Source organism: Paraoerskovia sediminicola (assembly GCF_030296575.1).
Lineage (GTDB): Bacteria > Actinomycetota > Actinomycetes > Actinomycetales > Cellulomonadaceae > Paraoerskovia > Paraoerskovia sediminicola.
Genome location: NZ_AP027729.1, coordinates 1,407,051 through 1,419,128 on the forward strand (window position 1 = coordinate 1,407,051; position 12,078 = coordinate 1,419,128).

The 12,078-nt window shown below is 67.3% G+C and carries 10 protein-coding genes and 2 pseudogenes; 4 read left to right on the forward strand and 8 right to left on the reverse strand.

The window, feature by feature from the left end; genetic code table 11:
• Nucleotides 1–182 precede the first annotated feature (182 nt).
• Entirely contained in the window at nucleotides 183–1,100 is a 918-nt protein-coding gene (locus QUE47_RS06645) for a D-alanine--D-alanine ligase family protein (RefSeq protein WP_286219419.1), read from the forward strand.
• 214 nt (nucleotides 1,101–1,314) lie between these two features.
• Here QUE47_RS06645 and QUE47_RS06650 read toward each other — a convergent pair whose 3' ends face one another.
• The 8 genes from QUE47_RS06650 to rpmH form a co-directional block, all read right to left on the reverse strand.
• A complete protein-coding gene (locus tag QUE47_RS06650; RefSeq protein WP_434019757.1) occupies nucleotides 1,315–2,418 on the reverse strand; it encodes a ParB/RepB/Spo0J family partition protein in 1,104 nt (367 codons plus the stop codon).
• A 424-nt stretch (nucleotides 2,419–2,842) separates the two neighbouring features.
• On the reverse strand, nucleotides 2,843–3,772 hold the full coding sequence (locus tag QUE47_RS06655; protein WP_434019758.1) for a ParA family protein: 930 nt from the start codon (nucleotides 3,770–3,772) through the stop codon (nucleotides 2,843–2,845).
• Between the two features lie 362 nt (nucleotides 3,773–4,134).
• A complete protein-coding gene (rsmG, locus tag QUE47_RS06660; protein ID WP_286219102.1) occupies nucleotides 4,135–4,818 on the reverse strand; it encodes a 16S rRNA (guanine(527)-N(7))-methyltransferase RsmG in 684 nt (227 codons plus the stop codon).
• 120 nt (nucleotides 4,819–4,938) lie between these two features.
• Nucleotides 4,939–5,445, reverse strand: a complete 507-nt coding sequence (locus tag QUE47_RS06665; protein WP_286219103.1) for a Jag family protein — start codon at nucleotides 5,443–5,445, stop codon at nucleotides 4,939–4,941.
• Nucleotides 5,442–6,764: a membrane protein insertase YidC gene (gene yidC, locus QUE47_RS06670; protein WP_350227695.1), complete on the reverse strand. Its 1,323-nt coding sequence runs from the start codon at nucleotides 6,762–6,764 to the stop codon at nucleotides 5,442–5,444. Before yidC ends, QUE47_RS06665 begins: the two co-directional genes overlap by 4 nt.
• A 12-nt stretch (nucleotides 6,765–6,776) precedes the next feature.
• Nucleotides 6,777–7,130, reverse strand: a complete 354-nt coding sequence (gene yidD, locus QUE47_RS06675; protein WP_286219104.1) for a membrane protein insertion efficiency factor YidD — start codon at nucleotides 7,128–7,130, stop codon at nucleotides 6,777–6,779.
• Nucleotides 7,130–7,459 (reverse strand): ribonuclease P protein component, encoded by a 330-nt coding sequence (rnpA, locus tag QUE47_RS06680; protein ID WP_286219105.1) that lies wholly within the window; start codon nucleotides 7,457–7,459, stop codon nucleotides 7,130–7,132. Before rnpA ends, yidD begins: the two co-directional genes overlap by 1 nt.
• Before the next feature lie 46 nt (nucleotides 7,460–7,505).
• Entirely contained in the window at nucleotides 7,506–7,643 is a 138-nt protein-coding gene (gene rpmH / locus QUE47_RS06685; RefSeq protein WP_286219106.1) for a 50S ribosomal protein L34, read from the reverse strand.
• A 445-nt stretch (nucleotides 7,644–8,088) separates the two neighbouring features.
• Between rpmH and dnaA the strand changes: the two are divergent.
• The 3 genes and pseudogenes from dnaA to QUE47_RS06700 all read left to right on the forward strand — a co-directional run.
• Nucleotides 8,089–9,506 (forward strand): annotated as a pseudogene (gene dnaA, locus QUE47_RS06690) (chromosomal replication initiator protein DnaA).
• Between the two features lie 489 nt (nucleotides 9,507–9,995).
• On the forward strand, nucleotides 9,996–11,126 hold the full coding sequence (gene dnaN, locus QUE47_RS06695) for a DNA polymerase III subunit beta (RefSeq protein ID WP_286219107.1): 1,131 nt from the start codon (nucleotides 9,996–9,998) through the stop codon (nucleotides 11,124–11,126).
• Between the two features lie 80 nt (nucleotides 11,127–11,206).
• Nucleotides 11,207–12,058: pseudogene (locus QUE47_RS06700) on the forward strand (NADP(+)-dependent, decarboxylating phosphogluconate dehydrogenase); the annotation flags it as partial.
• Nucleotides 12,059–12,078: the final 20 nt, after the last annotated feature.

The following is a 12,078-nucleotide window of genomic DNA, read 5'->3' on the forward strand; positions in this document are numbered from 1 at the left end:
AGACCGGCGCGGCCGGGACCGCGGACGGCGCGACGACCGACACTCCGGACAACACGACGCCCGGCACTCCGAACAGCTCGGCGAGCAGCGCAGACCCTGCTGGGTCGACTGCGGCCGCGTCGTCGTCCTCGCCGGAGGCGGCAGACCTCCAGGGATGTCACGTCGTCGTCCTCGCCGGCGGCATGTCCCACGAACGCGACGTCTCGATCCGGTCCGGGAGACGTGTCGCCGAGTCCCTGCGCACCTGTGGTGCGCAGGTGACCGTCCGGGACGTCGACGCGCAGCTCTTGCCGTTCCTCTCCGAGCACCGGCCGGACGTCGTCTGGCCCCTCCTCCACGGAGCCGGCGGGGAGGACGGGTCACTCCGCGACGTCCTCGACCTGCTCGGTCTCTGCTATGTCGGTACAGGCCCCCACGCCAGTCGTTCCACGTGGAACAAAGCGATCGCCAAGCGGGTCGCCGGCCAGGCCGGTCTTTCCACCCCCGACCACGTCACGCTCCCGCAGTCGCTCTTCCGGGATCTCGGTGCGCGCGCAGTCCTCGCCGGTGTCGTCGAGCGGCTCGGGTTCCCCCTGATCGTCAAGCCCAACGAGGGCGGGTCCGCCCTTGGCGTCTCCTGGGTGGCCGACGCCGCTGCGCTCCCCCGAGCGATGGTCGAGTGCTTCGCCTACGGCGATGTCGCTCTCATCGAGCGCGCCGTGACGGGGACCGAGATCGGCGTCAGCGTCATCGACGACGGATCGGGGCCCCGGGCTCTTCCTGCTGTCGAAGTCACCACGGACGGGCCGTACGACTACGACGCACGGTACAACCCCGGGCGGACCGAGTACTTCGCGCCCGCGCGGTTGTCGAACGAGCTCGCCTCGCGTGCCGCGGAGGCAGCCATCACCGCTCACACATCTCTCGGACTTCGTCACGTGTCGCGCACCGACATGATCATCGACTCGGACGGCGTTCCCCAGTTCCTCGAGGTCAACGTCGTGCCGGGCACGACGGAGACATCTCTCCTGCCCCAGGCGATCCGTGCGTCGGGCAGATCGCTGGCGGACGTCTACGGATCACTCGTCAATGCGGCTCTGACCAGCGCAAACGCTCGGTAGCGGGCAGGGCCGGCGTACACGCTCACGTCGTCGACGACGTGAGCGTGTGCGCTCGCACCGGCACAGCACAGCACAGAGCGACACGGAGCAGCACGCGGCAGCACGCGGCAGCACGCGGCAGCACGGGACAGCACGGGACAGCACGGGACAGCACGGGACAGCACGAGTATGCGATGGAGCTGAGCGCCCTCACCGTGCTGGCCTGCGCATCAGCTCACGGGCGCAGCAGCCCCGGGTCCTCCGGGGCCATCCGGTCGAGGATCCGGTTCAGATCGTCGACGGAAGCGAACTCGACCGTCAGGCGCCCCTTGTTCTTGCCCAGGTTCACCCGTACCCGCGTCTCGAACCTGTCGGAGAGCCGGCTGGAGAGATCATCGATCGCTTGGGATCGCTGACCCGCGCGGGGCGTACGGGGTTTCGGCTTGTCCGCTCCTCCGCCGAGCGCCACGATCTCCTCCGTGGCACGCACCGAGAGACCTTCAGCGACGATGCGCTGCGCGAGACGCTCGATCGCTCCGCCGTCGGTGAGACCCAGCAGCGCTCGCGCGTGTCCAGCGCTCAGGACCCCCGCAGCCACGCGCCGCTGCACCAACGGTGGGAGCTTCAGGAGACGAAGGGTGTTCGAGATCTGCGGACGGCTCCGTGCGATGCGCCGAGCAAGCTCCTCATGCGTGCAGTCGAAGTCATCGAGGAGCTGGCGGTAGGCCGCAGCCTCTTCCAACGGGTTGAGGTTGCTGCGGTGGAGGTTCTCGAGAAGCGCGTCGCGGAGCATGTCCCCGTCGTCGGTCTCGCGGATGATCGCAGGTACCGCTGCAAGACCTGCCGCCTGGCTCGCCCTCCAACGGCGTTCACCCATGATGAGTTCGTACGAGCCGGGCGACTCCGGGTCAGGACGAACGACAACCGGCTGCAGAACGCCGATTTCCGTGATCGACGCGACGAGCTCGTCAAGGTCGGACTCGTCAAAGACGCTCCGCGGCTGACGCGCGTTCGGGTGAATGAGTTCGAACGGAATCTCGGCAAAGCGGGCGCCCGGAACTGGAACCAGGTCTGTTGCTTCACCGGCATCGCCCACACCCGACTCTTCGGCGACCGTTTCACGTGAAACGGGATCGTTCTCGGCGCTCTGCTCCGCAGCCGTCGCTCCGGCCGTTTCACGTGAAACGGCACCTGAAGTACGTCCGCTGTCGAGTCCGCCGCCGGTTCCGGCCGCATCCGTGACGGTGCCGGTTGAGACAGCGCTGCCTGTTGCGGGAGCTCCATCGACCGCCGTCACCTTCGACGAAGTACCGACATCCCCGTCCGTGCCCTCGTCCAGGTCTGCACCGTCGAGCGCGGGTAGATCACCTGGAGCTTCGGTGCGACCTGCAGTGTCCCCCGCAACGTCGCTGAACTTGCCGTTGCGCGAAGCCGTGGCGGCAGACTGTCCTTTCCCGTCGACGCGAACGTCAGACGAGGTCGAGGCGCCGCCAGAGTTTGTGGAACCAGCGGAGTCACCGCCTGGCGACGTCGCAGAAGCAGTGTCGCGTCCCGCTGAGCCGCTCGCCGACTCCCCTGCGGCCGCGCGAGCGTCCGTAGATTCCTCTGATCCAGACCCGGTCGGCGTTGCTTCACCATCCGCTGCCTCGGCGCCGGCCTTACCGGGATCCACCTGCACAGGAAAGAACACATCCACCGGGCGATCGCGCTCACCGCTCGTCGGGATCAACGCGCCAAGCCCACGACCGAGTCCCCGCCGTCGCTCACTCATGACCGAGCTCCTCTTCCGTGGTGTTGTCATTGACGCGGCGCGGCTCTGCGCGCTCGGTCAGTTCTCTGGCGGCTTCGAGGTACGCGAGCGCACCCGTCGATGTCGGGTCGTACGTCAGCACCGTCTGGCCATGGCTCGGCGCCTCCGAGACCCGCACCGAGCGCGGAACTGTGGTCTTCAGCGTCTGATCCCCGAAGTGGGCACGCACCTCATCCGCGACCTGGTGCGCGAGATTTGTGCGGCCGTCGTACATCGTCAGCAAGATCGACGAGACGTGCAGGTCCTTGTTCAGGTGCTGCCGAATCATGTCGATCGTCCGGAGCAGTTGCGTCAGGCCTTCGAGAGCGTAGTACTCGCACTGGATCGGGATCAGGACTTCACGGCCGACAACGAACGCGTTGACCGTCAGCAGTCCGAGACTCGGCGGGCAATCGACCAAGACGTAGTCGATGCGCTCGAGCCCTTCGTCGATGCGCCACTGCAGATAGTCGTCGACGGCCTGGCGAAGTCGTGTTTCACGTGAAACTAGACTGACGAGCTCGATCTCTGCGCCGGACAGGTCGATCGTGGCCGGCACGCACCAGAGCGATGCAATGTCAGGGCATTTCTGCACGACCTCCGCGATGGGTGCACCTTCGATCAGCACCTCGTACACCGAGGGAGTGCCCGCACGATGCTCAACCCCCAGCGCGGTCGAGGCGTTGCCCTGCGGATCGTTGTCGATGACCAGTACATTCAGTCCACCTTGAGCCAAGCCGGCCGCGAGATTCACGGTCGTCGTCGTCTTCCCGACGCCGCCCTTCTGGTTGGCGATCGTGACGATCCGCGTCTTGTCGGGGCGGGGAAACTTCCGGCCGTGCAACGAGATTCGTCGCTTTGCATCGACGGCGAGCTGCGCTGCCAGGGGTGTCGTGTCATCCATGGCGGGCACGCTGTCGATCAACGCAGCGCGCCGCTCCTCGTCCGCCTCAGCAAGGACTTGGAGCTTCAGAGGACTTGCGGTTTCACGTGGAACATCGCTGCCGCGGGACTGCGCTTCCTGGAGTGGATCCCTGGGCTCGGAACTACCGAGATCGTCGGAACCGTAGATCACGGACAACTCCTTCACTTGACTAGCGCCTAGTCTCGCATCCCTGGCGGACAATTCATGGTGAATCGAGCGAGTGTCATGCCCTCACGCTCTCCGGCTCGCACCGAGAGCACACGGTGGCCGAGACGCCCACGCCCAGCCACTCACCGCGGGGGCACGACGCTCCTGTCGGCGTCGACGCGCATCGCCCGTCGTCAGGCAGGAACGAGGATCCGGACCACGGTGGTGGACTCGACGCCGTCGACGGTCGCACCTTCGACCACCGAGGGTGCGCCCGCGCCGAAGCGACGTGTGACCTTCAAGGCTCCGGGAATCTCCCGCTCGACGTTCCGTCCCTTGAGCACGACCATCGCTCCCCCGGGCGCTACCAGAGGAAGGCACCACCGCGCGAGCTTGTCCAACGAAGCGACCGCGCGAGCCGTCACGACGTCGACCGTCCACGCGTCGTGGTACTCCTCAGCGCGCCCGCGCATGACCTCTACATTGGAGAGTCCGAGCTGATCTGCACTCTCAGTGAGCCAGTCGCACCGACGCTCCATGGGTTCCACCAAGCGCACAGCACAGTCCGGGAGCATCGCGGCAAGCACGATCCCCGGGAGGCCCGCACCCGAACCGACGTCAGCGATGCTTCGCGCACCGTCCATGTGCTGCGCGAGCGCCGCGGAGTTCAGGATGTGCCGTTCCCAGAGACGGGGCACCTCTCGAGGCCCGATCAGTCCGCGCAGCTCCCCCTCACGCTCGAGCGCGCTCGTGAACTCGGCGACCACGTCGTACGCGGGACCGAAGAACGCCCGCACAGCAGCAGATCGCCCGAGCTCGCGATCAGCCTCGATCTGGGCACTCAGGTCGTCATCCGACGACGGAACCGCATCGGTCATGCCTACTCCCTGGATGTCGTGCAGCACTACGCGTGGCTGAGCCACCGAAGCAGCTCATGAAGCCGGTGACAAGGTCCGTTCAGCAGGAAGGCCTACGGAGGCGAGACGAGCACACAACGGTCAAGACGGCGAAATCACGACATAACGGTCAGGATCGGTGCCCGCCGAATCGCTCTTCAGCCCTGCAGCGGTGACGACATCGTGCACGACCTTGCGCTCGAACGCATTCATCGGGTCCATCGAGACCGACGAACCGGACTCCTTCACGCGAGCGATCGCCTTGTCAGCAAGCTCCGAGAGCTCGGAACGACGAGCCGCACGGAATCCGGCGACGTCCAGCATCAGCCGGCTCCGGTCACCTGTCCTCGCCTGAACCGCCAGGCGGGTCAGCTCCTGCAGCGCGTCCAGGACCTCGCCGTCAGTCCCGACGAGATCGTCGAGACCGTCCGTGTCGGACACGATGGCGACCGCCGCACGGTCGTGCTCGACGTCGATGTCGATATCACCGTCGAGATCGGCGATGTCGAGGAGCTCCTCGAGGTAGTCAGCAGCGATCTCGCCCTCCTCCTCGAGCCGCTTCGTCAGGCTCGGCGCCTCGGGGACCTCCACCGCATCGTTGTTCGTCATGATCCATCCTTCGTCGTCGAGGGCTCCGCCAGCACATCAGCGGTTCTTCTTCTTGTTCTTCGAGCTTGTCGCGGAGCCGCCGTTCGCGGAGGTGCTGCCCCCTTGGCGGACGCCTTCACCGCACCAGCACCCTTGTTCGGCGCCTTGGTAGCGGCGGGCTTCGACGCAGCTGCGCCAGCACCTCCGGCGGCCGGCGTGGCGCCTGCCGCACGACCGGTCTTGGCCGATGCGGCCGACGACGCCGGTGCCCCGGTCTTCGCCGAGCCCTTGCCTGTCACGGCGCCCTTCGATGTCTGCGTCGTGGAGCCCGCCGTCGCGTCCTTGTCGGCAGCCGAGGACACACCCGGTGCCTGTGCGGACCCTGCAGGCCCGCCGGTCGCCTTCTGCCGGTCCTTGCGCTTCGGCTGCTGGCGCTGCCCCTTCGGGCGCTCGATCACCGCGACGTCGGACTCGCTCTCGAGAACGACCCCCTTGGCAGCAGCCTTGCGTGCCTTGCGCTCGTTGAGCACCCGCTCGGCCTCGGAGCCCGGTGCCGGCATGCGCCTGATCGTGTAGAACTGCTGGCCCATCGACCAGATGTTCGTCGTGGTCCAGTAGACGAGGACACCGACCGGGAAGTTGACGCCGGAGATCGCGAAGACGAACGGCAGCGCGTAGAGCATGATCTTCTGCGTCTGAGCCGCAGGACCCTCGAGCGCGGCCGCAGGCATGTTCTTCATCGTGAGCTGGCGCTGCGTGAAGAACATCGTCGCGGACATCGCGAGGATCAGGCAGGCCACGACGATCTTGACCTGGAGCGAGTCGCTCGTCAGGAACACGTCGGACAGCTGGGCACCGAACACCGTCGACTTCTCGATGTCGCCGGCCACGGACTGGTCGATCGGACCGATCGCGGCCTGGTCCCCCGTGGAGATGGGGCCGAGGTTGTGCAGCACGCGGAACAGCGCGAAGAAGATCGGCGACTGCAAGAGGATCGGCATGCACGACGCGAACGGGTTAGTCCCGTGCTTCTTGTAGAGGTCCATCGTCTCGCGGCTCATGGCCTCGCGGGACGCGGGATCCTTCTTGTTCTTGTACTTCGCCTGGATGGCCTTCATCTCGGGCTGCAGCATCTGCATGCCACGGGAGGCCTTGATCTGCTTGAAGAACAGCGGGATCAGGATGATCCGGATCACGATCACCAGCACGACGATCGAGAGCACCCATGCCGGTCCGGGCCCGTCGGACATCCCGAGGAACGTCAGCCCCTGGTGCGCCAGGTACATGATCCACGCCACGGCCCACTGGATCGGGAAGAGGATCGTATCGAAAAAGCCCATCAGTGCTGCTCCCTAAGCTTCTGTCACGTGCTGACCGACCGCGTCACCGCGGGCAGAAGTTCTGGTGGAGGTCACGTCGCCCTCGTGTACTTTCGCACGCTCCGGCACGTCGTCGACGCCACCGTCGCTCCACGGGTTGCAGCGCAGCAGTCGCCAGATCGCGAGGCCGCTCCCCCGGACCACACCGTGCCGGCCGACGGCAGTGACCGCGTACTGCGAACAGGACGGGTAGTACTTGCACGTGGGCGGCGTGAGCGGAGAGATCCACCGCTGGTACAGACGCACCAGGGCAATCAGTACACGGGCGGGAGCCCGGCGGAGGCCGCGGATCGACTGCGTCGACGCAGACTCCTGCACGCGCTCCATCAGCTCGCCCGATCAGCAGATCGCGTGCGACGCTCCAGTCGCTCGACGGTGCGCACGAGGTCGGACTCGAGGGTCTCGAACGATGCGTCGCGTGACGCCGGCAGAGCCCGCACCACCACGTTCGAACCGGGCTGCCACTGAGCGCGCCGCTCCCAGGCCGCGGCCCTGAGCCGACGACGGACCACGTTGCGCTGCACGGCGTTCCCGACCTGCTTCGAGACCACGAAACCGAATCTGGACACACCGATGCTCCCGGGCTCGGACGAGCCCGGGAGCATGTGTACGACGACCGTGCTGCTGCCGGCACGCACCCCGCTCCGCACCGTCATGCGGAAGTCCTCCGGACGGCGAAGTCGGTGTGCCGGCGGGAGCACCTCAGGCCGAGAGCTCGGCGCGACCCTTGCGACGACGAGCCGCGAGGATGCTGCGGCCGGCGCGGGTGCGCATCCGCAGCCGGAAGCCGTGGGTCTTCGAACGACGGCGGTTGTTCGGCTGGAAAGTCCGCTTGCTCACGAGTGCTCCAAGAACGTCAGGGTGACACCGTCTTGCCCGACGATGCTGTGCTTCGGATAATGTGCCGCTCCGGCTGGTCTTCGCGTCAGCGCGCGCTACGGGTGCGATGCACCCGCCTCGGCTCTTCACGCGTCATGCCTCGCAGCTCTCACGACATGAGGGCGCGCGACATCACCTGGAACGGCTGTACGACGTTACGCCGTCCGCCCTCGCCAAGTCAAACCTGACCGATGCGCAGCGACAGACCGCGCGACCACGCAGCGGACCGCACACCCCATCGCACAGGTTGTGGAAAACTATGTGGATAAAGGCCGGGCGGTGCCAGACTCCGGCACCGGACCTGCCCCGCTGCCTCCGCCCCCGCCCCCGCCCCCGCCCCCGCCCCCGCCCCCGCCCCCGCCCCAACGATACGAAAGAGGCGAACGTGCCGTCTGTCGACGACTCCATGGACGAGGTCTGGGCTCAGACCATCTCGACGCTCGAGTCGAACCCTGATCTGAGCAACCGCCAGCTGGCGTACATCCGCCTCGCCAAGCCGATGGCACTGCTCGACGACACGATGTTCCTCGCCGTCTCGCACGAGCACACCCGCTCCTACCTCGAGACGAGCGTGCGCGAGGACCTCATGGGTGCGATGGCGTCGGTGCTCGGCAGGGACGTGCGGTTCGCGATCACCGTGGACCCCCAGATCACCTCGGACCCGCCGTCCGGCCCGTCCCGCGACGTCGATGACGACCGCGCGCCCGGTCCCGACGAGCTGCGGACCGACGGGCCGCCGTCCGAGGACCCGGCGCCCGCGGACCGGGAGCCACCCCGGCGACCGGCGGAGCCCTCCCGACTGAACCCGAAGTACGTCTTCGAGACCTTCGTCATCGGCGCGTCCAACAGGTTCGCCCACGCGGCGGCCGTGGCGGTGGCCGAGGCGCCGGCGAAGGCCTACAACCCGCTGTTCATCTACGGCGACTCCGGGCTGGGCAAGACCCACCTGCTGCACGCGATAGGTCACTACGCGCACAACCTGTACCCGCACGTCCGCGTGCGGTACGTGAACTCGGAGGAGTTCACGAACGACTTCATCAACTCGATCGGTGAGGGCAAGGCGGGTTCTTTCCAGCGCCGGTACCGCGATGTCGACGTGCTGCTCATCGACGACATCCAGTTCCTGCAGGGCAAGGAACAGACGATGGAGGAGTTCTTCCACACGTTCAACGCCCTGCACAACGCGAACAAGCAGGTCGTGATCACGTCGGACCTGCCCCCAAGCAGCTCGCCGGCTTCGAGGACCGGCTCCGGTCCAGGTTCGAGTGGGGCCTGATCACCGACGTCCAGCCGCCGGACCTCGAGACCCGCATCGCGATCCTGCGCAAGAAGGCGTCGAACGAGAACCTGGCTGCGCCGGCCGACGTCCTGTCGTACATCGGGTCGAGGATCTCGACGAACATCCGCGAGCTCGAGGGCGCGCTGATCCGCGTCACCGCGTTCGCGAACCTGAACCGGCAGCAGGTCGACCTGGCACTGGCCGAGATCGTGCTCAAGGACCTGATCACGGACGACGACACCGCCGAGATCACGCCGGCAGACGTGATCGCCCAGACCGCCGGTTACTTCGGTCTCACCATCGACGACCTCTGCGGCAGCTCCAGGTCACGCGTCCTGGTGACCGCGCGGCAGATCGCGATGTACCTGTGCCGTGAGCTGACGGACCTGTCGTTGCCGAAGATCGGCCAGCAGTTCGGCGGTCGGGACCACACCACGGTGATGCACGCGAACCGCAAGATCGCTGACCAGATGGCCGAGCGTCGCTCGACCTACAACCAGGTCACAGAGCTGACCAGCCGGATCAAGCAGCAGCGCAGGCCCTGAGCGTCGTTCGGCCTCGGTCCCCTGATGAAGGTGTGTGTATTTCTCCGAGGTAGATGGTTCGTCGTCGTCATCGCACCTGTGGAACCTGTGGATCGAGCCTCTCGCCGCAGGTCAGAGGCCTTTTCTGGTTGTGCGCGGCGGTGTGGCCCGGGTGTGGAGAAGTCGCAGTGGTTGGGGATATCGCCCGGACGTCCACTCTTCGTCCACCGAGAGGGAACCGTGCGTCCACATCGAGAGGCCGCTCGTCCACAGTTATCCACAGCGCTGTACACAGCTGTGCACATTCCCCCAGGTGACGGGCACGGTTCGAGCTCTGTCCATGACTGGTTCACCCTGGGGTCACGCGATCCGGGGCCCGTGCCGGCAACCGTCGTCCGCAGGCGACGATCGTCATCGGGATCGGCCATACTTGTCCTCGCGTAGTGTGGAGAGACCGGTGCGCGTGTGCGTCCTGGCCGGTGCGAGCGATGCCGATGAGAGGTTCTAGGGATGAAGTTCAGGGTTGAGCGAGACGTGCTGGCCGAAGCGGTGACGTGGACGGCCCGGACCCTCCCGACCCGCCCGCCCGCTCCGGTTCTCGCCGGCGTCCGGATCGAGGCGGACACGGCCGGCTCGCTGAGCCTGTCGAGCTTCGACTACGAGGTCTCGGCACGCTCGGAGATCCCCGCTGAGGTCGGTGAGGCGGGCACGGTCCTCGTCTCCGGCCGGCTGCTCGCCGAGATCTCCCGTGCGCTGCCCGCGAAGCCCGTCGACGTCTCCCTCGACGGGACCAAGGTCGTCGTGACCTGCGGTGCGAGCCGGTTCACGCTGCTGACCATGCCGGTCGAGGACTACCCGGCGCTGCCGACGATGCCGGAGATCACGGGCACGGTCGACGGTGACGAGCTCACCAGCGCCGTCGCGCAGGTGGGTGTCGCGGCGAGCAGGGACGACACGCTCCCGCTGCTCACGGGCGTCCGCATGGAGATCGAGGGCGAGAACATCACGCTCCTGGCCACCGACCGGTACCGGCTCGCGCTCCGTGAGATGACCTGGAGCCCTGCGGCGCCCGGCTTCTCGTCCGTCGCGCTCGTCCGGGCCCGCACCCTCAGCGACGTCGCGAAGTCCCTCGGGGGTTCGTCGTCCGTGAGCGTGGCACTGAGCACCGGGTCCGGGGTCGATCTCATCGGGTTCGAGGCCGGCGGCCGGCACACGACGTCGCAGCTCGTCGACGGCGACTATCCGCCGGTGCGCAGGCTCTTCCCGTCCGAGACGCCGATCCACGCCGTCGTCCCGACGAGCGCCCTCATGGAGGCGGCCAAGCGGGTCGCGCTCGTCGCCGAGCGCAACACCCCGATCCGCCTGTCCTTCAGCGACGGACAGGTCGTCCTGGACGCCGGGCAGGGGGACGACGCACAGGCGAGCGAGGCGCTCGAGGCGGTCCTCGAGGGCGAGGAGATCTCCGTCGCCTTCAACCCCCAGTTCCTGCTCGACGGCTTGGGCGCGCTGGGCTCCGACTTCGTCCGCATGGGATTCACGCACCCCAACAAGCCGGTCGAGTTCATGGGTCAGGACTCGCTCGACGGCGAACCCGACACGACCTATCGCTACCTGCTCGTCCCCATCCGGTTCGCCGGCTGAGCACCTCTGCAGGTCCTGTCGAAGGAGAGAGCATCGTGACGGACACCGCACTCCACATCGGTCTTGTCGGTCTCGGCAAGATGGGCGCGAACATGCGTACGCGCCTGCGTCGCGCCGGGATCGAGGTCACCGGGTACGACCGCAACCCTGAGGTGTCGGACGCCGGTTCGGTGGCCGAGATGGTCGCGAGCCTTCCCGAGGGCACCAGGATCGTGTGGGTCATGGTCCCGTCCGGTGCGCCGACCCGTGGGGTCGTCGACGAGCTGACCGACCTCCTGGTTGCCGGTGACGTCGTGATCGAGGGCGGGAACTCGCACTTCGGCGACGACGCAGTCCACGCGAAGCAGCTCGCCGAGCGCGGCATCGGGTACGTGGACGCCGGCGTCTCCGGAGGCATCTGGGGTCTGGAGAACGGCTACGGGCTCATGGTCGGTGGGTCCCCGGAGCACGTCGAGGCGACTCTCCCGGTCTTCGACGCCCTTCGCCCGGACGGTCCGCGCGAGGAGGGGTTCGTCCACGCCGGCGAGGTCGGTGCCGGCCACTACGCGAAGATGGTGCACAACGGCATCGAGTACGGCCTCATGCAGGCGTACGCCGAGGGCTTCGAGCTGCTCGAGGCCAAGGACATCGTGACCGACGTGCCGGGCACCCTCAAGGCCTGGTCCCGCGGGACCGTCGTGCGGTCGTGGCTCCTGGACCTCCTCGTCCTGGCTCTGGAGCAGGACCCGGGGCTGAACGACATCAGCGACTGGGTCGAGGACTCCGGCGAGGGCCGGTGGACCGTCGACGAGGCCATCGACAGCGCCGTCCCCGTCCCGGTGATCTCGGCGGCTCTGTTCGCCCGGTTCGCCTCACGGCAGGGGGCCTCCCCCGCGATGAAGGCCGTCGCCGCGCTGCGTCAGCAGTTCGGGGGCACGCCACGAAGCCCTCCGCCGACGGCTGACCTGTGCAC